Origin of the sequence: Pantoea sp. GABEPS69 (assembly GCF_045780835.1) — a bacterium.
GTDB classification, from domain to species: domain Bacteria; phylum Pseudomonadota; class Gammaproteobacteria; order Enterobacterales; family Enterobacteriaceae; genus Pantoea; species Pantoea septica.
Genome location: NZ_CP118618.1, coordinates 1,014,949 through 1,038,332, shown reverse-complemented (window position 1 = coordinate 1,038,332; position 23,384 = coordinate 1,014,949). Strand labels below are relative to the sequence as shown.

Genomic DNA, 23,384 nt, shown 5'->3' with positions numbered 1-23,384 from the left:
GCAAGTCTACCACAGTTTTCACCGGGTGAGGATAACGGGCGTCCCTGCCCGCGCGGGGTTTAGTGACCGCGCTTCTCTTCGGCGTCCAGCACCACTTCTTCCGGGCGCAACAGCGAGATAACGCGGAAGATCAGCGCCAGCAGCACGCCGACCAGCGTCGCCAGCGCCATGCCTTTCAGCTCCGCGGCGCCGATGTGCACTTTCGCTCCGCTGACGCCGATGATGAGGATTACCGAGGTGAGGATCAGATTTTGCGCCTTGCTGTAATCCACTTTGGATTCAATCAGCACGCGGATACCTGACGCGCCGATGACGCCATAGAGCAGCAGCGACACGCCGCCCATGACCGGCACCGGGATCGCCTGAATCGCCGCCGCCAGCTTGCCGACGCACGAGAGCAGGATCGCGATGATCGCCGCGCCGCCGATCACCCAGGTGCTATAGACGCGGGTAATCGCCATTACGCCGATATTTTCGCCGTAGGTGGTGTTCGGCGTCGAGCCGAAAAAGCCGGAAATCACGGTGGAAAGGCCGTTAGCGAACATCGAGCGATGCAGGCCGGGATCGCGGATCAGATCTTTTTTCACGATATTGGCGGTCACCACCAGATGCCCGACATGCTCGGCGATCACCACCAGCGCGGCGGGCAGAATGGTCAGCATCGCCGCCCACTCGAAGCGCGGCGTATAGAAAGCCGGCAGCGCGAACCAGGGCGCGTTGTAGACCGGCGTCCAGTCGACGATGCCCATAACAAACGAGAGCGCGTAGCCTGCCACCACGCCCACCAGAATAGGGATAATGGCGAGGAAGCCGCGGAACAGCACCGAGCCGAACACCGTCACGCCCAGCGTCACCAGCGAGATAGTCACGGTGGTGCTGTCGGGACTCGCGCCTTCTGCCGGCAGCAATCCCGCCATATTGGCCGCCACGCCCGCCAGCTCCAGACCGATAACCGCCACGATCGCGCCCATCGCCGCCGGCGGAAACATTACGTCGATCCAGCCAGTGCCGGCCTTTTTCACAATCAGCGCCACGATGCAGAACAGCACGCCGCACAGGATAAAACCTCCCAGCGCCAGTTCATAGCCGAGCGGCAAGAGCAGCAGCACAGGCGAGATAAAGGCGAAGCTGGAGCCGAGATAGGCAGGGATTTTGCCTTTGCAGATAAAAAGGTAAAGCAGCGTGCCGACGCCGTTGAACAGCAGCACCGTCGCCGGGTTGATATGAAACAGGATCGGCACCAGCACCGTTGCGCCGAACATGGCGAACAGATGTTGCAGGCTGAGCGGTATGGTTTGCAGTAGCGGCGGTCGTTCGCTGACGCCAATGGCGCGACGAGTCATCATTTATCCCCTTCAACGTTTATTTTTGCCAAAAAAAAGCCGACTCTCTGGTCGGCTGATTCAGTTACTTCGTTCCGAAAATCTTGTCGCCGGCATCGCCCAGCCCTGGAATGATATACCCCTTTTCATTCAGGCCGCGATCCACCGACGCGGTGTAGAGCTCAACGTCCGGATGCGCCTTCTCCAGCGCGGCGATGCCTTCCGGCGCGGCGACCAAAACCAGCACCTTGATGCTGCTGCAGCCCGCTTTTTTCAGCAGATCGATGGTGGCGATCATCGAGCCGCCCGTGGCCAGCATCGGGTCGACCACCAGCGCCAGGCGCTCTTCGATGTTGGAGACCAGCTTCTGGAAATAGGGCACCGGCTCCAGCGTCTCTTCGTCGCGGTAGACCCCGACCACGCTGATGCGCGCGCTTGGCACATGCTCCAGCACCCCTTCCATCATCCCCAGACCGGCGCGCAGAATCGGCACAACGGTGATTTTTTTACCTTTGATTTGATCGATTTCCACCGGACCGTTCCAGCCTTCGATGGTGACGCGCTCGGTTTCCAGGTCGGCGGTGGCTTCGTAGGTCAGCAGGCTGCCGACTTCCGACGCCAGCTCGCGGAAGCGCTTGGTACTGATATCGTGCTCACGCATCAAGCCCAGTTTATGTTTGACCAGCGGGTGTTTGACTTCCACGATCTTCATTGGTGTTCTCCCGGAATGAGTTGAGCTAAAAAAAAATCGCGGGATTATACCGCCTTTTCGCAGGCGCGCCATATGTCGTTGCGCAAAGAGGCTAAGTTTTGATCCGTCATTCAAGGATTGATGAAAATCGTCCGGCGCGCAATTTGACCAGGCAATGGGACTCGCAAACGTTTGCCTGCGCTGTTAGAATTGCCGCGCTTTTTGTTAACCACCAACCGCAATCGCGTGGGGATTCCGCAGTGACCGACAAGACCTCTCTCAGCTACAAAGACGCCGGCGTTGATATCGATGCTGGTAATGCTCTGGTTGATCGTATTAAAGGCGTGGTGAAAAAGACCCGTCGCCCGGAAGTAATGGGTGGGCTGGGCGGTTTCGGCGCCCTTTGCGCGCTGCCGCAGAAATATCGCGAGCCGGTGCTGGTCTCCGGAACCGACGGCGTCGGCACCAAGCTGCGTCTGGCGATGGATCTGAAGCGCCATGACGCTATCGGCATCGATCTGGTCGCCATGTGTGTGAACGATCTGGTGGTTCAGGGCGCGGAACCGCTGTTTTTCCTCGACTATTACGCCACCGGCAAGCTGGACGTCGAGACCGCCTCTTCCGTTATCACCGGCATCGCCGAGGGCTGTCTGCAGTCCGGCTGCGCGCTGGTAGGCGGCGAAACCGCTGAAATGCCGGGCATGTACCACGGCGAAGATTACGACGTGGCGGGATTCTGCGTCGGCGTGGTTGAGAAATCTGAAATTATCGACGGTTCAAAAGTACAGGACGGCGACGTGCTGATCGCGCTGGGCTCCAGCGGCCCGCACTCTAACGGCTATTCGCTGGTGCGCAAAATCCTCGAAGTGAGCCAGACCGATCCGCTGACGAAACAGCTGGACGGCCGCCCGCTGGCGGACCACCTTCTGGAACCGACCCGCATCTACGTGAAAAATATTCTTAGCCTGATCGAGCAGGTGGATGTGCATGCGATTGCCCATCTGACCGGCGGCGGCTTCTGGGAAAATATTCCGCGCGTGTTGCCGGATCATACCCAGGCGGTGATCGATGAGAAGAGCTGGGAATGGCCCGCTGTCTTTGACTGGCTGCAGCAGGCGGGCAACGTCAGCCGCCACGAGATGTACCGCACCTTTAACTGCGGCGTCGGCATGGTGATCGCCCTGAGCGCCGCCGAAGCCGACAAGGCGGTAGAGCTGATGCGCGCCGCGGGCGAAAAAGCCTGGCAGATCGGCGTGATCAAGGCGTCAGATGCGGAAGAGCGCGTGGTTATCAACGCATGAAAAAGCTGGTTGTACTGATCTCCGGCAACGGAAGTAATCTTCAGTCCATCCTCGACGCCTGCGCAAGCGGGCGGATTAACGGCAGCGTCGCTGCCGTTTTCAGTAATAAATCGACCGCTTACGGCCTGACGCGCGCGCGCGACGCGGGCGTGCCGGCCCATGCGCTGGCGGCGGGCGATTTCCCCGATCGCGAAGCCTTTGATCGTCAGCTGATGCGGGAGATCGACGCGTACGCGCCGGATCTGGTGGTGCTGGCGGGTTATATGCGCATCCTGAGCAGCGCCTTTGTCGCGCATTATCAGGATCGCCTGCTCAATATCCACCCTTCCCTGCTGCCGAAATACCCTGGCCTGCACACCCATCGTCAGGCGCTGGCGAACGGCGACGCCGAACACGGCACGTCGGTGCATTTCGTGACCGACGAGCTGGACGGCGGCCCGGTGATACTGCAGGCTCGCGTGCCGGTTTTCCCTGACGACAGTGAAGACGAGGTTACGGCGCGCGTGCAGCATCAGGAGCATGCGATCTATCCGCTGGTGATTAGCTGGTTTGTCGAGGGTCGGTTAGCGATGCGCGAAGGCAAGGCCTGGCTGGATAATCAGCCGCTGCCGCCGCAGGGCTACGCGTACGACTAGGGCATAAAGCTGTTTGATTTATCCGTGCTTACGTAGAGGGCATGGATCGATCGCCAGGCCGCTCAAGGTATCCATACGCGCTCGGCCTGCGCGGACACGCACCTCCTCCCTGAGGTGCGCCCGTAAACGGGCCAGCGCTCTGCGCTGTTCAAAAACGCTCCCGGCGTTTTTGTCCCTGCCGCAGGACGCTTTGCTCTTCTGCCCATGCCAGCTACGTTTTGACTTTGTTAGCTACCTGTGAGAACACGTACCGCTACCTCAGCCGTAGCGCCCGGTAATGTAATCCTCGGTGCGCCGGTTGCGCGGCGAGGTAAAGATGCGATCCGTTTCATCGAACTCCACCACCGCGCCCTGATGCATAAAGGCGGTGTAGTCGGAGACGCGCGACGCCTGCTGCATATTGTGGGTGACCAGCACCAGCGTAAAGTGCTGCTTCAGCGTGGTCATCAGCTCTTCAATCACCAGCGTCGAGATAGGATCGAGCGCCGACGTCGGCTCGTCCAGCAGCAGGACTTCCGGTTCGATAGCGATGGCGCGCGCGATCACCAGCCGCTGCTGCTGGCCGCTAGAGAGCGTCAGCGCGTTTTGTCCCAGCTGATCCTTCACCTCGCCCCACAGCGCCGCGGCACGCAGCGCGCGTTCGCACGCCTCGTTCAGCACTCGCCTGTCGCGCACGCCCTGCAGCCGCAGGCCGTACACCACATTTTCATAAATCGACTTAGGAAACGGATTGGGACGCTGAAACACCATGCCGATCCGGCGGCGCAGCGCCGAGAGATCCTGCGCCGGCTGCATAATGTCGTGGCTGCCCAGCAGAATTTCGCCTTCGATACGGCAGCTGTCCACCACGTCGTTCATGCGATTAAAACAGCGCAGCAGCGTCGATTTGCCGCAGCCGGAAGGCCCAATCAGCGCGGTAATGCGCTTTTCGGGAATACGCAGCGAAATATCATGCAGCGCCTGACGGTCGCCATACCATAACGAAAGGTGGTTTAGCGTCAGCGCCGTTTCGGTGTCGGGCATCATAGTCATCATCTTTTATTGGGTCATCAGCCGGTAGCGTTCGCGCAGCCGATGGCGCAGCGCCATCGCCAGCAGGTTAAGCGACAGAATAATGGTCACCAGCAGCAGCGCCGTGGCGTAAACCAGCGGGCGATCCGCCTCGACGTTGGGACTCTGAAAGGCGAGATCGTAAATCTGGAAGCCGAGGTGCATAAATTTGCGGTCAAGATGCAGCCAGGGAAAGACCGCGTCGACCGGCAGCTCCGGCACCATCTTGACTACGCCCACCAGCATTAGCGGCGCGGTCTCTCCCGCCGCGCGCGCCACTGCCAGAATCAGGCCGGTGAGCATCGCCGGCAGCGCCATCGGCAGCACCACGTGCCATAGCGTCTCCGCCTGGGTGGCGCCCAGCGCCAGCGAGCCCTGACGCAGCGAGTCGGGGATGCGCGACAGTCCCTCTTCGGTGGCGACGATCACCACCGGCAGCGTCAGCAGCGCCAGCGTCAGCGACGCCCACAGCAGCCCCGGCGTACCGAAAGTGGGACTGGGCAACGAGCGGGAAAAGAAGAGCTGATCGAGCGTGCCGCCAGCCAGCCAGACGAAAAAGCCCAGCCCGAACACGCCATACACGATCGACGGCACGCCCGCCAGATTGACCACCGCGATGCGCACCAGCCGCGTCAGGGCGTTGCGCCCGGCATACTCATGCAGCCAGATAGCGGCGATAACGCCCAACGGCATCACCACCAGCGACATCAGCAGCACCATCAGCACGGTGCCGAAAATCGCCGGAAACGCGCCGCTGTCGCTCTCGCCCTCTGCGGGCGAATCGCTGACGAAATGCCAGATCTGACGCAGCGCGTGCGTCAGCTTCTGCTGCGCGCTCATGGCGTTAGGACGCCAGGCTTCGACCACCTGCGCCAGCGGGATGGCGTGCTCGCGGTGCTGCGCGTCGCGCAGGATCACCACGTCGCGCTGGCTCTCGCGCTGCAGATCGGCCAGCCGGCTGCTGAGACGGGCGAAACGGCGCTGCAGCGCCGCCTGGTTCGCCTCGAACTCCGACAGCGCGCGCGTATCGAACTGCTGCCGCTGCCGCAGCCGATCGGCGCGCGCATCCAGCGCCGCCAGCTGATCGTTGAGCCGGGTCAGATCGACATGACGGATGCGATGAATTTTATGCAGCAGTTCGCGCACCTGCCCCAGCCGCTGATGCAGCAGCGCATCGGGATCGCGCGCCGTCAGCGCCTCATTATCTTCACGCAGGCCGGCGAACCAGCCGTAAGCATTGCCGCCGCTGCGCCGCTGCAGCACCATCACCTCTTTCGGCTGGCTGACCCTGAGCGCCTCGCGCGCATAGATCACGCGGAAATCGGGCGCGTCCCAGTCGCGGTTGCCGGTTTTGATCAGGTAGCGGTGAACGTGGCTGACCGGTGGCAACGCCTCACCTTGCGCCGCGGGCGCAGGAAAGTTCGGCTGATGCTCCAGGGTTTCGCCCAGCAGCGCCGTGGTCTGCCCTTCCGGCTGCGTCAGCTGGTAGAGGTCGACGCGCTGCGGCCAGAAGGCGCGCATTCCCTGCCACGCCAGCAGCGCAATCAGCAGGGTAAAGGCCAGCAGGCAGACGGCGACCGCGCCTGCGGTCAGCCAGCGCCAGCGGTCGTTTTGTCGCATCGTCTTCATGCCTGGCCCTCATGCTGCCCGTATCGCTGGCGCAGGCGCTGGCGGATCAGCTCGGCCAGCGTATTGATGATCAGGGTAAAGATCAGCAGCATCAGCGCGCTGAGAAAGAGTATTCGGTAGTGCGCGCTGCCTGCCGCCGCTTCCGGCATCTCGATGGCGATATTAGCGGAAAGCGCGCGTAGCCCGGAAAAGAGCCCGCCCTGACTCTGCGGCGTGTTGCCGGTCGCCATCAGCACAATCATGGTTTCGCCGACCGCGCGGCCAAAGCCGATCATCAGCGCGGCGAAAATCCCCGCCGACGCCCCCGGCAGCACCACGCGCGTCAGGGTCTGCCACGGCGTGGCGCCCAGCGCCAGCGACCCTTGCCCCAGCGCCGCGGGCACGCTGAACAGCGCATCCTCCGACAGGGTGAAAATCAGCGGCACCAGCGCAAAGCCCATCGCCAGCCCGGCCACCAGCAGGTTGCGCTGCTCGTAGTGCGGCAGCCACTCCGCGGCGTCGCGCATCAGCAAGGTCGGAACGATCAGGGTGCCCAGCGTCACGACCAGCAGCAGCGGCAGCAGCAGCATCACCTCGCGTCCCGGCTGACGCCAGCGCGGCGGCAGATGTCGGCTGAGCGCGCCGCAGATAAGCAGCGTGGCCGCCAGCGTCAGCGGCAGCAGCAAGACCCCGAGCAGCGCCTGGCTGATATGCGGCGCCAGCCAGAGTCCGGCGATAAGCCCGATCACCACGCTGGGCAGCGCGCCCATCATTTCAATCGCCGGCTTGACCCAGCGGCGCAATCCTGGCGCCATAAACCAGGCGGTGTACATCGCGGCCGCCAGCGCCAGCGGCGTGGCGAACAGCAGCGACAGCGCCGCTGCTTTCAGCGTGCCGACGACCATCGGCATAAAGCTAAACTTGGCCTGATAGCTGTCTGCGGCGTTGGTGGACTGCCAGACCCAGTCCGGCGCGGGATAGTTTTCATACCAGATTTTTTGCCAGAAGCTGCGCCAGCTGACGTCCGGCCAGGGATTATCGATACGCAATACCTGCCAGCTTCCGGCACGCTCCAGCAGCAGCGCGTCGCCGCGCGGCGAGAAGGAGGCGCGCGTGACGCCGGGCGCCAGCTGACGCTGCAGGATCGGGCCGGGCTGCTTGCTGGCGAACAGCTTCAGCGCGCCGTCAGGCTCCAGGGTAGCGAAGACGCGACGCTGCGGTTCCGTAATAATCGCCGCGGTCGGGCTGCTGCCGACGAAGGTGCGGATTTCATGCAGCCGCGGCCCTTCCTCGCCAGCGATGGCAAACCACTGCGTTACGCCGCGTCCATCCTGAATTAACAAACTTCGCCCGCCCGCCAGCAGATGCAGGCTGCGCGGCGGCTGCGCCAGGGTTACGGTTTCGCGTAGGGTCGCGCGCTCGTCGTCGAGCTGCCAGACGCGCAGCACATTGCCTTCGCTGGCATAGAGCAGATCGCCCTGCGGCGACAGCAGCAGATGGTCGGCATGCCCCTGCGGCAGCTCGACCGCGCGCGGCGCCTGCTGAGACGCGAGCGTCATGACGCTGAGCCCCTTTTCGGTCAGAAAGGCGATCCGCCATTTATTTTCATTCAGCGTCGCCAGCGCCATCGTTTTCACCGCGCCACCAGGCAGGCTCAAAGGCGTATCGCCGAGCGGAAAGCGCCAGTCGCCCTCTGCGGGCTGCAGCAGCAGCATCCCGCTTTGTGCGCTCAGCAACAGCGTGCGGCCATCGGCGCTGCTCACCACCTGCTGCGGCGTCGGGCGCAGCATCAGCGGCGTTTCGGCGGGCTGACCGTCAAGCGGAATAAAGCGCGCCGCGCCGTCGCGTCCAATACGCCAGCCCCGATCGCCCTGATTACCGACTATCAGCGCGGGCTGGCTGTCCCATAGCTGCTGTGTGGCCTGCGTATGAAGGCCCGGCGCGACGAACAACGGCAGGACCACCCAAATCAACCAGAAAAAGAGCAGCAGCATCAGCAGCAGAATAGCGATGCCGCAGGACGTGACCATGCGCCGCGTAAAGCGATCGATAGCGCGGCGACGGCGGTCGCTGAAGTTGACGGGAATATGCTTTAGGCTCATGCGGCTCTGAATGAGATCGGTATTAAGCCGCTATGTTGCCCGTAGCTGGTTGATAAGACAACTATTGACGTTGGACAAGGTTGCCATACTCTCGCCATAATGATGATGGACACTGGTTCTTTAAGTCCTGCGAACGCGATATGGAGTCAGAATGGGTCAGGAAAAGCTGTATATAGAAAAAGAATTAAGCTGGTTATCCTTCAACGAGCGCGTTTTACAGGAAGCGGCCGATAAAACCAACCCGCTGATTGAGCGTATGCGATTTCTGGGGATCTATTCCAATAACCTTGATGAGTTCTATAAGGTACGCTTTGCCGACCTTAAACGCCGCATCCTGATCGGCGAGGAGCAGGGATCGCCTGGCCTGCCGCGCCATCTGCTGAAGAAAATTCAGCAGCGCGTGATGAAGTCGGAACAGGAATTCGACGGCCTCTATAACGAACTGCTGCTGGAGCTGGCGCGCAATCAAATCTTTTTGATTAACGAACGCCAGCTTTCCGCCAATCAGCAGGTGTGGCTGCGTCACTATTTCAAACACGATTTACGCCAGCACATCACGCCGATTCTGATTAATCACGACACCGATCTCACCGAATTCCTGAAGGATGATTACACCTATCTGGCGGTAGAGATCATTCGCGGCGACGATATTCGCTATGCGCTGCTGGAAATCCCATCCGATAAGGTTCCGCGCTTCGTTAATCTGCCGGCTGAATCGCCGCGCCGCCGCAAGCCGATGATCCTGCTGGACAACATTCTGCGTTACTGTCTCGACGATATCTTTAAAGGCTTCTTCGATTACGATGCGCTGAACGCCTACTCGATGAAGATGACGCGCGACGCGGAATACGATCTGGTGACGGAGATGGAGTCGAGCCTGCTGGAGCTGATGTCCTCTAGCCTGAAGCAGCGTCTGACCGCCGAGCCGGTGCGTTTCGTCTATCAGCGCGATATGCCGGACGCCATGGTGGAGCTGCTGCGTAATAAGCTGACTATCTCCAACTACGACTCCATCGTGCCGGGCGGCCGCTACCATAACTTCAAAGACTTTATCGGCTTCCCGGACGTCGGCAAAAGCAACCTGGTCAACCGGCCGCTGCCGCAGATCCGTCACATCGGCTTTGACGGCTTTCGCAACGGCTTCGACGCCATTCGCGACCGCGATATTCTGCTCTACTACCCCTATCACACCTTTGAGCATGTGCTGGAGCTGCTGCGTCAGGCGTCCTTCGATCCAAGCGTGCTGGCGATTAAAATCAACATCTATCGCGTGGCGAAACGCTCGCGCATCATGGATGCGATGATACATGCCGCCTATAACGGCAAAAAGGTCACCGTGGTGGTGGAGCTGCAGGCGCGCTTCGATGAAGAGGCCAATATTTCGTGGGCCAAGCGCTTAACCGAAGCGGGCGTGCACGTTATTTTCTCCGCGCCAGGCCTGAAAATTCACGCCAAGCTGTTTCTGATCTCGCGTCGGGAAGGCGACGAAGTGGTGCGCTACGCCCATATCGGCACCGGCAACTTCAATGAAAAAACCGCGCGCCTCTATACCGACTATTCGCTGCTCACCGCCGATGCGCGCATCACCAATGAAGTGCGTCGGGTGTTTAACTTTATCGAGAACCCCTATCGTCCGGTAAGCTTCGAGCATCTGATGGTCTCGCCGCAAAACTCGCGCCAGATGCTCTATCAGCTGGTTGATGCGGAAATCGCCAATGCGCAGCAGGGTCGTCCGTGTGGGATTACGCTGAAAATTAACAACCTGGTGGATAACGGTCTGGTCGATCGCCTCTATGCGGCGTCGGGCGCAGGCGTGAAGGTGAATCTGCTGGTGCGCGGCATGTGCTCGCTGATCCCCGACTTGCCTGGGATCAGTGAAAATATCCGCGTGATCAGTATCGTTGATCGCTATCTCGAGCACGATCGCGTCTATATTTTCGAGAATGGCGGCGACAAAAAAGTCTTCCTTTCTTCCGCTGACTGGATGACGCGCAACATCGATCATCGCATCGAAGTGGCGGTATCGATCCTCGATCCGCGCGTGAAGCAACGCATTCTGGACATCATCGCTATTCTGTTTAGTGATACGGTGAAAGCGCGTATCGTTGATAAAGAGTTGGGGAACCGCTATGTTCCGCGCGGCAATCGTCGTAAGGTCCGCTCTCAACTGGCGATTTATGATTACATTAAGAAACTGGAACAGCCTGAATAATCTATGCCCATATCTCATAAAAGTACGCCGAGACCGCAAGAGTTTGCGGCAATCGATCTTGGCTCAAACAGCTTTCATATGGTCATTGCGCGCGTGGTGGATGGCGCTCTGCAGGTGCTTGGCCGTCTGAAGCAGCGCGTGCATCTGGCTGACGGTCTCGACAGCAAAAATCGCCTGAGCGAAGAGGCGATAGAGCGCGGGCTGAGCTGCCTGGCGCTGTTTGCCGAGCGGTTGCAAGGCTTCAGCGCCAGCAACGTCACCATTGTCGGCACGCACACGCTGCGTCAGGCGGTGAATGCGGAAGAGTTTCTGCGGCGCGCGGCCGAGGTGATCCCCTACCCTATCGAGGTCATCTCCGGCCATGAAGAGGCGCGCCTGATTTTTATGGGCGTCGAACATACCCAGCCGGAAAAAGGCCGCAAGCTGGTGATCGACATCGGCGGCGGATCGACCGAACTGGTGATCGGCGAGAACTTCGAACCGCAGCTGGTCGAGAGCCGCCGCATGGGCTGCGTCAGTTTCGCCCAGCTCTACTTCCCTAACGGCGAGATCAGCCGCGAAAACTTCCGCCGTGCCCGTCTGGCGGCGGCGCAGAAGCTGGAGACGCTGGCGTGGCAGTATCGCCTGCACGGCTGGCAGTACGCGCTGGGCGCGTCGGGCACCATTAAGGCGGCGTGCGAAGTGCTGCTGGCGATGGGCGAGAAAGAGAAAATGATCACGCCAGAGCGGCTGGATATGCTCTACGACGAGGTGATGAAGCATAAATCTTTCAGCGCGCTGAGCCTGCCGGGCCTCTCTGAAGAGCGAAAATCGGTATTCGTGCCGGGCCTGGCCATTATCTGCGGCGTGTTTGACGCGCTGGCGATCCGCGAGCTGCGCCTCTCGGACGGCGCGCTGCGCGAAGGCGTGCTTTACGAGATGGAGGGCCGCTTCCGCCATCAGGATATCCGCAGCCGTACGGCGCAGAGCCTGGCGAACCACTACGCGATCGATAACGACCAGGCGCGTCGCGTGCTGGATACCACCGATCAGCTCTATCTACAGTGGCGCGATCAAAATCCTAAGCTGGCGAACCCGCAGCTGGCGGCGCTGCTGAAGTGGGCGGCGATGCTGCACGAAGTGGGCCTCACCATCAACCACAGCGGCATGCAGCGCCACTCCGCCTATATCCTGCAAAACACCAATCTGCCTGGCTTTAACCAGGATCAGCAAACGCTGCTGGCGGCGCTGGTACGCTTTCATCGCAAAGCCGTCAAGGTCGAGGATCTGCCGCGCGTGACGCTGTTCAAGAAAAAACAGTTCCTGCCGCTGCTGTTCCTGCTGCGCCTTGGCACCTTACTCAACAATCAGCGTCAGGCGACAACGCGTCCCGACTCGCTTAAGCTGACCACCGACGAAGGCCACTGGACGCTGACGTTCCCGGCGGGCTATTTCAGCCAGAACAACCTGGTGCAGCTCGATCTGGAGCGTGAGCAGACCTACTGGACCGAGGTCACCGGCTGGAAGCTGACGCTGGAAGAAGAAGCCTGAGGAGATGGGCGCCTGCGCCCATCTGATAAAAGCGAACCATGATTAAAGAAAACTATTTTGCCGAAACCTATGGCCTGACGCCGACCCACTCTGAAGTGCTGGCGGCGCTGCCGCATCTGAATCCAGGCAAAGCGCTGGATCTCGGCTGCGGCAACGGCCGCAACAGCCTGTTTCTCAGTCAGAACGGCTTTGACGTCACCGCCTGGGATCACAATCCCGCCAGCCTGGCGCGTCTTGAGCAGATCGTCGCTCAGGAAGGCATTACCAATATTCATAGCGAGCAGCGCGACCTCAACCAGACGCGTTTTAACGGCGGTTACACCTTCGTGCTCTCCACGGTGGTGATGATGTTCCTGCAGCCGGAGACCATTCCGCAGCTGATCGCCGATATGCAGGCGAGCACGGTGAGAGACGGGCATAACCTGATTGTCGCAGCGATGAGCACTGACGATTACCCCTGCCCGCTCGCGTTCCCCTTTACCTTTAAATCGGGCGAGCTGAGCCACTACTACCGCAACTGGCACATCCTGAAATATAACGAACATGTCGGTCAGCTGCATAAGCGCGACGAACAGGGCAACCGTATCAGCTGCCGCTTCGCCACGCTGCTGGCGCAAAAAGCCAGCCTGTAAAGCGGGGCTGCGCACGCGGCCCCTTCACCCTGCTCTTTTTTTAATCATTGATTGATTTCGACGCAGCGATATGACTAAATATTGCCATCGCCCAACAGGGTCATTACAGGAAACACCTCGCGTGAACAGCGCCATCCCTTCCCGAAGACGTGCCAAAACCAGTTCCTTTACCCGGATCGTTTTACTGATTAGTTTTATTATTCTCTTCAGCCGCCTGATTTTTATCCTGCCTGCCGCTTTTGAACATCATCAGCAGAAAAAAGCAGCGCCGGACGCCGCCCCGTTGAGCACCGCTATCCGCGACAGCCGTTAACCTTTTATGTCCTCTGCATCTTCCAGCTAAACGCAGTCTGAATAACCGCGTCTTTTTTTGCGTCCTTTTGCGAGGCGAAACGCTACACTTCGTGCTGTAACTTTCAGACACAAAGGACTCGTTATGTCTGCCTCGCATACTCAACGTTTAAGTGAAATTCGTCATCGCATTCTGACGCTGCTGCTCAGTGAGCCGGATCTGGTGGATGCGCTGCTGGAGAAATCCGGCGATCGCAGCCCTGAACAGCAACGTGAAAATGCGGCGCATCAGGCTGCGCTGGAGCAGGATATCGCTCAGCTGCACGCAGCGGATTTAGCCGATATCCTCGAAGCGCTGCCGGAAGAGGCGCGCCAGGCGCTGTGGCGGCTGGTGCCCGTCGCGAAACGCGGCCATGTGCTGGTTGAAGCGTCGGAAACCGTCTGGGCCAGCCTGACGGAAGAGATGAGCGACCGCGATATTCTGCGCGCCATCGAACCGCTCGATATTGACGATCAGGTGTGGCTGGCGCGCTACCTGCCGCGCGATCTGACCGGTCGTCTGCTCGCTTCGCTGGAGCCAGGCCAGCGCGCGCGCGTGCTCAGCGTGGTCGATTTCGATCGCGATCGCGTCGGGCGCATTATGGATTTCAATATCCTGACGGTGCGCGCCGACGTCACGCTGGCGACGGTGCAGCGCTATCTGCGCCACCGAAAAAGCATGCCGAACGGCACAGACAAGATTTTTATCACCGATGATGACAACCTGCTGCTGGGCGAGCTCTCACTGACCGATATTCTGCTCAACAAGCCGAAAAAACGCGTAGAGGAGGTGATGAATACCTCACCCACCACCTTCCAGCTCAACGACAAGGCCGAAGACGCAGCGGGCGCTTTTGAGCGCTATAACCTGATCTCCGCCGCGGTCATCGACGCCAAAGGCAAGCTGATCGGACGCGTCACCATTGAGGACGTGGTCGACCTGGTTAACGAAGAGAATGAGAGCAATATTCGCCGCATGGGCGGTATCAGTCAGGAAGAGGATGTGTTCGCGCCGGTGCGCAAAGCGGTGCGCCGCCGCTGGGCCTGGCTGGCGATCAATCTCTGTACCGCCTTTATCGCGTCGCGCGTTATCGGTTTATTTGAAGATACCATTTCGCAGCTGGTGGCGCTGGCGACGCTGATGCCGATTGTCGCCGGCATCGGCGGCAACACCGGCAATCAGACCATTACCATGATTGTGCGCGCGCTGGCGCTGCATCAGGTCGAACCGGGCAACTTCTCGTTTCTGATTGCGCGCGAGCTGGGCGTGGCGCTGCTTAACGGCCTGTTCTGGGGCGGCACCATGGGGCTGATCACCTGGCTGATGTATGACAATCTGGAACTGGGCGGCGTCATGATGCTGGCAATGGTGCTGAATTTGCTGCTGGCGGCGCTAATGGGCGTCTTGATCCCGCTGATCATGACCAAACTGAAGCGCGACCCGGCGGTAGGCTCCAGCGTACTGATTACTGCCATTACCGATACCGGCGGCTTCTTTATTTTCCTTGGTCTGGCGACGCTGTTTCTGCTGCATCACTGATTGCCGACCTCAGCGGCGGCGAGGCAGTGCGCATAGCGCTGCATCGCCTGCTGCAGGTTGAGCCGCAGCGTCACCTGCGCCAGATCGCGCGTCCCGGCAGGAATGGCGTAGCTGCCGCGCTGCTCCAGCCATTCCAGCACGTCCGCCAGATGCCAGAGCGCGGTTTTGCCGTCGTGTACCGGCGGTGGGAAGTGCGGGCTGTGGCTCAGCATCAGCTTGCGCATATTCTGGCGAGAAACGCCGATGATGTCGGCCACATCGGTCAGGCCGACAAAATCGGGCGCCGCTTCGATGAGCTGCGCATCCGGCAGCGCGCTCTGCACCTCCTGGATGGCGCTCAGTACCGCCCGCTTCGCGCTGGGGGCCTCACGCGTAAACTCCAGCGCCACTTTTCCTGGCACCCCTGACCCTACCAGCGCATCGTCGCAGCCCGCTTCGATGAGCCGCTGCAGCAGTTGTTCTTCCGACAAAAGCGGTTTCGGCAACTGAAAACGCAGCGTAAAGATATATTCCATGCTGGCTCCTTAATGCAGTTTGCGCACTGCAATGCACTTATCGACTACCCGGCGCAGCGCCGCTTCAATCCCTTTATCTGGATGCCGTCTTCTTTCCATTTGCCTGTACCTTACGCCGAACCCACTAGGTTGTCAAATGACAACCATGCCAGTCAGTTCTGTCTGCGCAGCAGCATGCCTCGAACGGTTTTACAGCGGGAATTTCCTGGAAAATCATGGAAGAGGCGCCGCAAAAAATGTTATGCAGGGGCCCGCGGCGCGCCCTACACTTCCTTAAAACCCAAGGAGAAAAGCATGTTTAAACCCGATGATTTTGTGCAGTCGAAAACCGGCGGCCCGAAGATGCTGGTGCTGCGCGTGGAAGGCGAGACGTTATGGTGCGCGCGCGTCGATGACGCCACGAAAAAAGAGATCGAGGTAAAGGCGGACAGCGTCAACCTCTACCATGAAGAGGGCGATTTCGGCGTTTGCTGACGCCTGCGCCGGGCGTCAGCCCGGCGGATTGTCCTGCTGCACGTTGTCGCCGCCGATGCCGCCAATAAATGGCAGACGCAGGCGCAGCGGCGTAAAATCCACGCCCATATTCAGACCCAGCACGTTCAGCTCAAAGCCCTCTTCCGCGCCGAGCGTTACGCCTGCGACGCCCAGTACGGAAACCTGAATGCCGCGTCCCGACGGCGGCAGGCCAATCGGACGCCACAGCGGCCGGTAATCTTTGCCGAGCGCGTTAGCGGGCATGTCGAGTTTCAATGCCGGCACTTCACGTCCGATATGGGCGAGAAAGGTATTGCTGTTCGGTCCTGGCCAGGCGTGATAAGTATTCGGCCAGGGATAGGAGCGGATCGCCGCCTCGATGCGCGGGATCATCGCCTCCGCCGCCTCGCCGCGGTGCTCCACCAGCAGACGCGGTTTCGCCCCATACCAGTAGCCGTCCGGCAAATTGCTGTTGCGCCGCACTTTATCGCCGCTGCCCCAGCTAATCACCTCATAGCGGTTGTAGCGCGTCTCGCCTGCGCGCTTGAAGATAATCCACGGATGCACCGCCACCGCGCCTTTCCAGCCGTAGGTCGGCGCGGCGTAGACCTGCACGATCGCCTGCGCCGCGTAGCGCTGCGGATCGGGCGCCAGACCAGCGGAGTCGCGCCGCGCCGACCACCAGCCGCCCTGCCCGCCTGATAGGTCGCCGTGGCGCGTCGCCTGCGCCAGGCTGGCGCCCAGCGACAGCAGGATCACCAGCAGAATGCAGAGGCTCACGGCCTTAAGTGGCAGCATAGGTATTTCCTGGAGTGAAAAGCGGAAAGAAAATCGCCAGCCTCTCTGACGACAGGCTGGCGAGGAATTAATCAACGCGCTTCAGTGTAAGCGGAAAGCTTATTCCCACTCAATGGTCGCCGGCGGCTTGCCGCTGATATCGTAGACCACGCGGGAGATGCCGTTGACTTCGTTGATGATGCGGTTAGAGACGCGGCCGAGGAAATCATACGGCAGATGCGCCCAGTGCGCGGTCATAAAGTCGATGGTCTCGACTGCGCGCAGCGAGACGACCCAGTCATATTTACGACCGTCGCCCATCACGCCCACGGAACGCACCGGCAGGAAGACGGTGAACGCCTGGCTCACTTTGTTGTAGAGATCCGCTTTGCGCAGCTCTTCGATAAAGATCGCATCGGCGCGACGCAGCAGATCGCAATACTCTTTTTTCACTTCACCCAGCACGCGCACGCCGAGGCCCGGGCCCGGGAACGGATGGCGATAGAGCATATCGTACGGCAGACCCAGCTCCAGGCCGATCTTGCGCACTTCATCTTTGAACAGCTCTTTCAGCGGCTCGACCAGGCCCAGCTTCATCTCTTTCGGCAGGCCGCCCACGTTATGGTGGGATTTGATCACGTGCGCTTTACCGGTCGCGGAGGCGGCGGACTCGATCACGTCGGGATAGATGGTGCCCTGTGCCAGCCATTTCACGTCGGTCAGCTTGCTCGCCTCTTCGTCGAACACTTCGACGAACACGCGGCCGATGATTTTACGCTTGGCTTCCGGATCGTTTTCGCCCGCCAGCGCGTCGAGGAAGCGCGCCTCAGCCGGAACGTGAACGATATTCAGACCGAAGTGATCGCCGAACATATCCAGCACCTGCTCCGCCTCGTTCAGACGCAGCAGACCGTTGTCGACGAAGACGCAGATCAGGCGATCGCCGATGGCGCGGTGCAGCAGCATTGCGGTCACGGAAGAGTCCACGCCGCCTGACAGGCCGAGAATGACTTTATCGTTGCCGATTTGCTCGCGCAGACGCTCAACCGCATCTTCGATAATTTTCGCCGGCGTCCACAGCGCTTCGCATTCGCAGATGTCGAGCACGAAACGCTCCAGCATGCGCAGACCCTGGCGAGTATGCGTGACTTCCGGATGGAACTGCACGCCGTAGAAACGCTTCTCTTCGTTAGCCATGATGGCGAACGGACAGGTTTCAGTGCTGGCAACGGTGACGAAGTCGGACGGAATAGCGGTCACTTTATCGCCGTGGCTCATCCAGACGTCGAGCAGCGGTTTGCCTGCGGCGCTGATGGCGTCTTCGATGTCGCGGATCAGCGCGCTCGGCGTCAGCACTTCCACCTGCGCATAGCCGAACTCACGCTCGTTAGAACCTTCGACTTTGCCGCCCAGCTGCATCGCCATGGTCTGCATGCCGTAGCAGACGCCGAGCACCGGTACGCCCGCATTGAAGACATACTCCGGCGCGCGCGGGCTGTTGAGTTCGGTGGTGCTTTCCGGGCCGCCGGAAAGAATGATGCCGTTCGGGTTGAACTGGCGGATCTGCTCTTCGGTGACATCCCATGCCCAGAGTTCGCAGTACACGCCCAGCTCGCGTACGCGGCGCGCGACCAGCTGCGTGTATTGAGAACCAAAATCGAGAATCAGAATGCGATGCTTATGAATATTTTCCGTCGTCATTGAGGCGTTTCCAGAGCGGGTAACTTGATAATGAAAGCGCCCGGCTTATGCCGGGCGATAAATCTTACGGGATCAGGATCCCATACGGTAGTTCGGTGACTCTTTGGTGATGGTCACATCGTGCACGTGGCTTTCGTTGATGCCGGCGCCGCTGATGCGGACGAACTCTGCTTTGGTGCGCAGGTCATCGATGGTCTGGCAGCCGGTCAGGCCCATACAGGAGCGCAGGCCGCCCATCTGCTGGTGAACGATCTCTTTCAGGCGGCCTTTATAGGCGACGCGGCCTTCGATGCCTTCCGGAACCAGTTTGTCAGCGGCGTTATCGCTCTGGAAGTAGCGGTCGGAAGAGCCTTTGGACATCGCGCCCAGCGACCCCATGCCGCGGTAAGATTTGAAAGAGCGGCCCTGATAGAGTTCGATTTCGCCCGGCGACTCTTCCGTACCGGCCAGCATAGAGCCGACCATAACGGCTGCCGCGCCCGCGGCGATCGCTTTGGCGATGTCGCCGGAGAAACGGATACCGCCGTCGGCGATAACCGGAATGCCGGTGCCTTCCAGCGCTTCCACCGCGTCGGAAACGGCGGTGATCTGCGGCACGCCCACGCCGGTGACGATACGGGTTGTACAGATAGAACCCGGGCCGATACCGACTTTCACCGCACTCACGCCCGCTTCCGCCAGCGCCAGCGCGCCAGCGCCGGTCGCGACGTTGCCGCCGATGATCTCCAGGTCAGGATATTTTGCGCGGGTTTCGCGGATGCGCTGCAGCACGCCTTCTGAATGACCGTGCGACGAGTCGATCAGCAGTACGTCGACGCCAGCGGCGACCAGCGCGTCAACGCGCTCTTCGTTGCCTGCGCCCGCGCCCACTGCCGCGCCAACGCGCAGACGGCCCTGCGCATCTTTACAGGCGTTCGGCTTACGTTCGGCTTTCTGGAAGTCTTTAACGGTGATCATGCCGAGCAGATGGAAGCTGTCGTCCACCACCAGCGCTTTCTCGACGCGTTTTTCGTGCATTCTCTGCAGCACGACGTCACGCGCCTCGCCCTCTTTCACCGTGACCAGACGTTCTTTCGGCGTCATCACCGCGGTAACCGGCTGCGTCAGATCGGTAACGAAGCGCACGTCGCGGCCGGTGATGATGCCGACCAGTTCGTTGCTTTCATTCACGACCGGATAACCGGCAAAGCCGTTGCGCTCGGTCAGGGCTTTCACTTCCGCCAGCGTCGTGGTCGGCAGGACAGTTTGCGGTTCGGTTACCACGCCGCTTTCATGTTTCTTCACCTTGCGAACTTCATCCGCCTGGCGCTCAATCGACATGTTTTTGTGGATAAAGCCCAGACCGCCTTCCTGCGCCAGCGCAATAGCCAGTCCCGCTTCGGTTACGGTATCCATAGCGGCGGAGAGCATCGGGATGTTCAGACGAATGTTTTTCGTCAGCTGAGTGCTGAGATCGGCCGTGTTAGGCAGAACGGTGGAGTGAGCAGGAACGAGCAGAACGTCGTCGAAAGTAAGGGCTTCTTTAGCGATTCTTAGCATGGCAATATCTCAACCTGGGGTGAATGAGAACAGATAAAATATTGCCGCGGCATTATACAGGCCGTAATCGTTTGCCTCCAGCATTATTTTAGAAAAAGTCTTGATCCTCGCCAGCAGCCATGTAGTATCGGTTAATTAACCCTCTGATTTACTATTTGATCTCCATCACATGTCGCTACCGCCAGTCGCCAATGTTTTTACCGTCAGCCGCCTGAACACCACGGTGCGCCAGCTCCTGGAGCAGGAGATGGGATCGGTGTGGCTGAGCGCGGAGATCTCCAACTTTTCTCAGCCCGCGTCGGGCCACTGGTACTTCACGCTGAAGGATGACGGCGCGCAGGTGCGCTGCGCGATGTTTCGTAACAGCAACCGCCGCGTCACCTTCCGTCCGCAGCACGGCCAGCAGATTCTGGTGCGCGCCACCATTACGCTTTATGAGCCGCGCGGCGACTATCAGCTGATTATCGAAAGCATGCATCCGGCGGGCGAAGGCGCGCTGCAGCAGCAGTTCGAGCTGCTGAAGGCGAAGCTGGCGAGCGAAGGCCTGTTCGACCAGCAGCATAAACAGCCGCTGCCCGAGCCAGCGAAACAGGTCGGCGTGATCACCTCGGCGACCGGCGCGGCGCTGCATGACGTGCTGCGCGTGCTGCACCGCCGCGATCCTTCGCTGCCGGTGATTATCTATCCTACGCCGGTCCAGGGCGCCGACGCGCCGGCCGCTATCGTGCGCGCGATTGAGCTGGCGAACCAGCGCGCAGAGTGCGACGTGCTGATCGTCGGCCGCGGCGGCGGCTCGCTGGAAGATCTCTGGAGCTTCAACGAAGAGCGCGTCGCGCGCGCTATTTTCGCCAGCCGTATTCCGGTGGTGAGCGCCGTCGGCCATGAAACCGACGTTACTATCGCCGATTTCGTCGCCGACCTGCGCGCGCCGACGCCGTCCGCCGCTGCTGAAATTGTGAGCAGAAATCAGACGGAACTGCTGCGACAGTTGCTCTCACAGCAACAACGCCTGGAAATGGCGATGGATTACTATCTGGCGCAGCAACAACGCCGCTTCTCCCGTCTCGATCATCGCCTGCAACAGCAGCATCCGCAGCTCCGCCTGGCGCGCCAGCAGACCGCCCTGTTCCGCCTGCAACAGCGGTTGAACGAGGCAGTGGAAAACCGGCTGCGTCAGAGCCTGCGGCAGCAGGATCGTCTCGCGCAGCGGCTCGCCGCGCACCAGCCGCAGCCGCGTCTGTTTCAGGCGCAGCGCCAGCTGGAACAGATGCGCTATCGCCTGCAGCAGAGCATGGAAAAGATGCTTAACCGTGACAGACAGCGCTTTGCGACCCTTGCCGCGCAGCTGGAAGGCGTCAGCCCGCTGGCGACGCTGGCGCGCGGCTTCAGCGTCACTACCGATAGCACCGGCCAGGTGGTGAAAAAAACCGCCCAGCTGCAGAGCGGCGATACCCTGCGCACCCGTCTCGACGACGGCTGGGTGGAAAGCCAGGTGACCAGCCTGCTGCCGGAAAAAAAACGCCGCCGTAAAACCGCTTCCTGAACAAAGACTATACTTTTTGGCACATTACTTGTGCCAAGGAGTCGGGTATGTCTTATAGCGTTATTCCTCCCTATATCTTGCGTAACATCGTCACCCACGGTTCCAGTCATCAACAGGACTATGCGCGCCGTACGCTGATGCACGTTCAGCATCTGATGGCGGAGAACTGGCAAAAGCCGGTTGCGCCGCAGACGGCGACGGGCGGTCATGTCGAGCGTGAAATCTACGATGCGAAAAACACCCAGAACCTGCCAGGCGAGCTGCTACGCAGCGAAGGTCAGCCTGACACTGGCGATGTCGCCGCCCGAGAAGCCTGGGATTATCTTGGCGTAACCTACGACTTCTTCTGGCAAACCTATCAGCGCAACTCCCTCGACAATCAGGGGCTAAAGCTACTCGGCACCGTCCACTACGGCAAGGCGTATCAAAACGCCTTCTGGAACGGACAGCAGATGGTGTTCGGCGACGGCGACGGCGAAATCTTTAATCGCTTTACTATCGCCATCGACGTAGTGGCGCACGAGCTGGCGCACGGCGTTACCGAGACAGAAGCCGGATTAATCTATTTCGAGCAGGCGGGCGCGCTAAACGAGTCGCTGTCAGACGTCTTCGGCTCACTGGTGAAGCAGTTCCATCTGAAGCAGAGCGCGGACCAGGCCGACTGGATTATCGGCGAAGGTCTGCTGGCGAGCGGTATTAACGGACGCGGGCTGCGCTCGATGGCGGAGCCGGGCACCGCCTATGACGATCCGATGCTGGGCAAGGATCCGCAACCTGCGCATATGGATCACTATATTAAGACGCGTGAAGACAACGGCGGCGTGCATCTGAATTCCGGCATACCCAACCGCGCCTTTTACCTGGCGGCGAAAGCGCTGGGCGGCTATGCCTGGGAGCAGGCGGGTCAGGCCTGGTACGATACGGTGTGCGACAAATCGCTGCCGCAGGACGCCGATTTTAGCACCTTCGCGCAGCTGACCATTCAGCACGGCGAAAGCCGCTTTAATCGTTCAGTGGCGCAGTCGATCGAACAGGCGTGGAAGGAGGTTGGCGTGCTATGAGTTCTCTTCCCGAGCTGACCGACGACGCGGTGATTGAAGTCGAGCGCGAAGGCGGACTGGCCTTTATTCCCGGCCTGCGCGGCGCGCGGCGTTTCGCGCTGGCTCAGCTGCCGCAGCCGCAAAAGCAGCGCGTCTGTCAGGTTCTGGAACAGGCGCTGCCGCTGGGCGAACCTGAAGATAAAGCGCCGGAGATCGGGCGTAGCGATCAGCGCTACTTCCGCATACAGATCAGCTACGCCACGCACCGCGAAGTCGGCACTATCGTTTTGCTAATTCCGGAGCAGGTCGCGCCGCCGGAGCTGGAAGCGCTCTGGCGAGACGGCGACGATCCGGCGCAATAAAAAAGGCCGCCACAGAGATGGCGGCCTTATGAAGGCGCTTCAGGCCTGTCCAGCCAACAGCCGGTAAAGGCGGGGATCATTCCCCGCCTTCCGGTTGCTACTTACCAGATTCGTAAGCCATCGAAGCAGCCACCTCGCGCTGGTTGTCCCGGTAGCGGATTTCGCACAGCGATTTCCGCGTCAGCCAGGTAAAGATTAAAAGTGTGAGACACACCAGTAATACGCAAAAAACCAGCGTTAGCTGTGGCAATTTCATGGTCACTCCTCCTTGCGCAGAGCGCGGTAAGAGGCTACCCTGCTGTTGTTGGGACAGTTGGGCAGCCTCGTGGGTTAATGAAAATTAACTACGGGGCTTTCTCTTTTCTGCCTCACAATCAGCTTGCCGATCGCTCAAGGCAGAAACCTCAAGCGCCGTCGCGATTATAACCTCTTCTCTTTCCTGCCCAACCGGCACGCCGCCACTTAGCGACCCGCTTCCCA

General features: G+C 60.3%; 20 protein-coding genes and 2 pseudogenes. 11 read left to right on the top strand and 11 right to left on the bottom strand.

Annotated elements, in window-relative coordinates:
* Positions 1-59: 59 nt before the first annotated feature.
* Entirely contained in the window at positions 60-1,343 is a 1,284-nt protein-coding gene (gene uraA, locus PVE98_RS04895; RefSeq protein ID WP_333620585.1) for a uracil permease, read from the bottom strand.
* 64 nt (positions 1,344-1,407) lie between these two features.
* Positions 1,408-2,034 carry a uracil phosphoribosyltransferase gene (gene upp, locus PVE98_RS04890; protein ID WP_033753846.1) on the bottom strand — a complete coding sequence of 209 codons (627 nt, stop codon included), beginning with the start codon at positions 2,032-2,034 and terminating at the stop codon, positions 1,408-1,410.
* 239 nt (positions 2,035-2,273) lie between these two features.
* Here upp and purM point away from each other — a divergent pair, with 239 nt between their 5' ends.
* Positions 2,274-3,314, top strand: a complete 1,041-nt coding sequence (purM, locus tag PVE98_RS04885; RefSeq protein WP_333620584.1) for a phosphoribosylformylglycinamidine cyclo-ligase — start codon at positions 2,274-2,276, stop codon at positions 3,312-3,314.
* On the top strand, positions 3,311-3,949 hold the full coding sequence (gene purN / locus PVE98_RS04880) for a phosphoribosylglycinamide formyltransferase (protein WP_096073610.1): 639 nt from the start codon (positions 3,311-3,313) through the stop codon (positions 3,947-3,949). Before purM ends, purN begins: the two co-directional genes overlap by 4 nt.
* A gap of 258 nt (positions 3,950-4,207) precedes the next feature.
* Here the strand turns inward: purN and pstB are convergent, their stop codons facing one another.
* Genes pstB through PVE98_RS04865 form a run of 3 tightly spaced genes read right to left on the bottom strand, consistent with a single transcriptional unit; the run spans position 4,208 to position 8,709 of the window.
* A complete protein-coding gene (pstB, locus tag PVE98_RS04875; protein WP_096073611.1) occupies positions 4,208-4,975 on the bottom strand; it encodes a phosphate ABC transporter ATP-binding protein PstB in 768 nt (255 codons plus the stop codon).
* 12 nt (positions 4,976-4,987) lie between these two features.
* Positions 4,988-6,628 carry a phosphate ABC transporter permease PstA gene (gene pstA, locus PVE98_RS04870; RefSeq protein ID WP_096073612.1) on the bottom strand — a complete coding sequence of 547 codons (1,641 nt, stop codon included), beginning with the start codon at positions 6,626-6,628 and terminating at the stop codon, positions 4,988-4,990.
* Positions 6,625-8,709 (bottom strand): ABC transporter permease subunit, encoded by a 2,085-nt coding sequence (locus PVE98_RS04865; RefSeq protein ID WP_313619568.1) that lies wholly within the window; start codon positions 8,707-8,709, stop codon positions 6,625-6,627. Before PVE98_RS04865 ends, pstA begins: the two co-directional genes overlap by 4 nt.
* Positions 8,710-8,860: 151 nt before the next feature.
* Here PVE98_RS04865 and ppk1 point away from each other — a divergent pair, with 151 nt between their 5' ends.
* The 5 genes from ppk1 (at position 8,861) to mgtE (ending at position 14,953) form a co-directional block, all read left to right on the top strand.
* Positions 8,861-10,921 (top strand): polyphosphate kinase 1, encoded by a 2,061-nt coding sequence (gene ppk1 / locus PVE98_RS04860; RefSeq protein ID WP_096073614.1) that lies wholly within the window; start codon positions 8,861-8,863, stop codon positions 10,919-10,921.
* Between the two features lie 3 nt (positions 10,922-10,924).
* Positions 10,925-12,451, top strand: coding sequence for an exopolyphosphatase (ppx, locus tag PVE98_RS04855; protein WP_033753865.1), 1,527 nt, complete (start codon positions 10,925-10,927; stop codon positions 12,449-12,451).
* Positions 12,452-12,489: 38 nt separating this feature from the next.
* Positions 12,490-13,083 carry a tellurite resistance methyltransferase TehB gene (gene tehB, locus PVE98_RS04850; protein WP_048783936.1) on the top strand — a complete coding sequence of 198 codons (594 nt, stop codon included), beginning with the start codon at positions 12,490-12,492 and terminating at the stop codon, positions 13,081-13,083.
* 121 nt (positions 13,084-13,204) lie between these two features.
* The gene (locus tag PVE98_RS04845) at positions 13,205-13,396 is read left to right on the top strand and encodes a YfgG family protein (RefSeq protein ID WP_033753871.1); all 192 of its coding nucleotides are present in this window, start codon (positions 13,205-13,207) and stop codon (positions 13,394-13,396) included.
* Between the two features lie 123 nt (positions 13,397-13,519).
* Entirely contained in the window at positions 13,520-14,953 is a 1,434-nt protein-coding gene (mgtE, locus tag PVE98_RS04840; protein WP_033753873.1) for a magnesium transporter, read from the top strand.
* Here mgtE and PVE98_RS04835 read toward each other — a convergent pair.
* The gene (locus PVE98_RS04835) at positions 14,947-15,468 is read right to left on the bottom strand and encodes an AlpA family transcriptional regulator (protein ID WP_096073617.1); all 522 of its coding nucleotides are present in this window, start codon (positions 15,466-15,468) and stop codon (positions 14,947-14,949) included. The two genes, mgtE and PVE98_RS04835, sit on opposite strands and share 7 nt — an antisense overlap.
* A 294-nt stretch (positions 15,469-15,762) precedes the next feature.
* Between PVE98_RS04835 and PVE98_RS04830 the strand changes: the two genes are divergently transcribed.
* A complete protein-coding gene (locus PVE98_RS04830; RefSeq protein WP_033753879.1) occupies positions 15,763-15,942 on the top strand; it encodes a hypothetical protein in 180 nt (59 codons plus the stop codon).
* Between the two features lie 15 nt (positions 15,943-15,957).
* On the opposite strand, the gene PVE98_RS04825 is transcribed toward PVE98_RS04830, so the two are convergent.
* The 3 genes from PVE98_RS04825 to guaB all read right to left on the bottom strand — a co-directional run bounded on the left by PVE98_RS04825 (position 15,958) and on the right by guaB (position 19,959).
* Positions 15,958-16,740, bottom strand: coding sequence for a DUF3750 domain-containing protein (locus PVE98_RS04825; protein WP_033753881.1), 783 nt, complete (start codon positions 16,738-16,740; stop codon positions 15,958-15,960).
* A 99-nt stretch (positions 16,741-16,839) separates the two neighbouring features.
* Entirely contained in the window at positions 16,840-18,420 is a 1,581-nt protein-coding gene (guaA, locus tag PVE98_RS04820; RefSeq protein WP_033753883.1) for a glutamine-hydrolyzing GMP synthase, read from the bottom strand.
* 72 nt (positions 18,421-18,492) lie between these two features.
* Positions 18,493-19,959, bottom strand: a complete 1,467-nt coding sequence (gene guaB / locus PVE98_RS04815) for an IMP dehydrogenase (RefSeq protein ID WP_033753885.1) — start codon at positions 19,957-19,959, stop codon at positions 18,493-18,495.
* A gap of 169 nt (positions 19,960-20,128) precedes the next feature.
* Between guaB and xseA the strand changes: the two genes are divergently transcribed.
* The 3 genes from xseA to PVE98_RS04800 are packed head-to-tail and all read left to right on the top strand — an operon-like array spanning position 20,129 to position 22,904.
* Positions 20,129-21,502, top strand: a complete 1,374-nt coding sequence (xseA, locus tag PVE98_RS04810) for an exodeoxyribonuclease VII large subunit (RefSeq protein ID WP_033753886.1) — start codon at positions 20,129-20,131, stop codon at positions 21,500-21,502.
* A gap of 47 nt (positions 21,503-21,549) precedes the next feature.
* Positions 21,550-22,563, top strand: coding sequence for a M4 family metallopeptidase (locus PVE98_RS04805; RefSeq protein WP_033753888.1), 1,014 nt, complete (start codon positions 21,550-21,552; stop codon positions 22,561-22,563).
* Entirely contained in the window at positions 22,560-22,904 is a 345-nt protein-coding gene (locus PVE98_RS04800) for a protealysin inhibitor emfourin (RefSeq protein WP_033753890.1), read from the top strand. The genes PVE98_RS04805 and PVE98_RS04800 overlap by 4 nt, the downstream gene beginning before the upstream one ends.
* Before the next feature lie 101 nt (positions 22,905-23,005).
* Here the strand turns inward: PVE98_RS04800 and PVE98_RS04795 are convergent.
* Both PVE98_RS04795 and PVE98_RS04790 read right to left on the bottom strand, forming a co-directional pair.
* A pseudogene (locus tag PVE98_RS04795) lies at positions 23,006-23,107 on the bottom strand (hypothetical protein); the annotation flags it as partial.
* Positions 23,065-23,160 (bottom strand): annotated as a pseudogene (locus tag PVE98_RS04790) (Hok/Gef family protein); the annotation flags it as partial. The pseudogenes PVE98_RS04790 and PVE98_RS04795, both read right to left, overlap by 43 nt.
* Between the last annotated feature and the right edge of the window lie 224 nt (positions 23,161-23,384).

Excerpts from the sequence above, each read along its gene's own strand:
- uraA (WP_333620585.1), bottom strand. The coding sequence starts at position 1,343 with ATGACTCGTCGCGCCATTGGCGTCAGCGAACGACCGCCGCTACTGCAA.
- upp (WP_033753846.1), bottom strand. The coding sequence starts at position 2,034 with ATGAAGATCGTGGAAGTCAAACACCCGCTGGTCAAACATAAACTGGGC.
- purN (WP_096073610.1), top strand. The coding sequence starts at position 3,311 with ATGAAAAAGCTGGTTGTACTGATCTCCGGCAACGGAAGTAATCTTCAG.
- pstB (WP_096073611.1), bottom strand. The coding sequence starts at position 4,975 with ATGATGCCCGACACCGAAACGGCGCTGACGCTAAACCACCTTTCGTTA.
- pstA (WP_096073612.1), bottom strand. The coding sequence starts at position 6,628 with ATGAAGACGATGCGACAAAACGACCGCTGGCGCTGGCTGACCGCAGGC.
- PVE98_RS04865 (WP_313619568.1), bottom strand. The coding sequence starts at position 8,709 with ATGAGCCTAAAGCATATTCCCGTCAACTTCAGCGACCGCCGTCGCCGC.
- ppk1 (WP_096073614.1), top strand. The coding sequence starts at position 8,861 with ATGGGTCAGGAAAAGCTGTATATAGAAAAAGAATTAAGCTGGTTATCC.
- ppx (WP_033753865.1), top strand. The coding sequence starts at position 10,925 with ATGCCCATATCTCATAAAAGTACGCCGAGACCGCAAGAGTTTGCGGCA.
- tehB (WP_048783936.1), top strand. The coding sequence starts at position 12,490 with ATGATTAAAGAAAACTATTTTGCCGAAACCTATGGCCTGACGCCGACC.
- mgtE (WP_033753873.1), top strand. The coding sequence starts at position 13,520 with ATGTCTGCCTCGCATACTCAACGTTTAAGTGAAATTCGTCATCGCATT.
- PVE98_RS04835 (WP_096073617.1), bottom strand. The coding sequence starts at position 15,468 with ATGGAATATATCTTTACGCTGCGTTTTCAGTTGCCGAAACCGCTTTTG.
- PVE98_RS04830 (WP_033753879.1), top strand. The coding sequence starts at position 15,763 with ATGTTTAAACCCGATGATTTTGTGCAGTCGAAAACCGGCGGCCCGAAG.
- PVE98_RS04825 (WP_033753881.1), bottom strand. The coding sequence starts at position 16,740 with ATGCTGCCACTTAAGGCCGTGAGCCTCTGCATTCTGCTGGTGATCCTG.
- guaA (WP_033753883.1), bottom strand. The coding sequence starts at position 18,420 with ATGACGACGGAAAATATTCATAAGCATCGCATTCTGATTCTCGATTTT.
- guaB (WP_033753885.1), bottom strand. The coding sequence starts at position 19,959 with ATGCTAAGAATCGCTAAAGAAGCCCTTACTTTCGACGACGTTCTGCTC.
- xseA (WP_033753886.1), top strand. The coding sequence starts at position 20,129 with ATGTCGCTACCGCCAGTCGCCAATGTTTTTACCGTCAGCCGCCTGAAC.
- PVE98_RS04805 (WP_033753888.1), top strand. The coding sequence starts at position 21,550 with ATGTCTTATAGCGTTATTCCTCCCTATATCTTGCGTAACATCGTCACC.
- PVE98_RS04800 (WP_033753890.1), top strand. The coding sequence starts at position 22,560 with ATGAGTTCTCTTCCCGAGCTGACCGACGACGCGGTGATTGAAGTCGAG.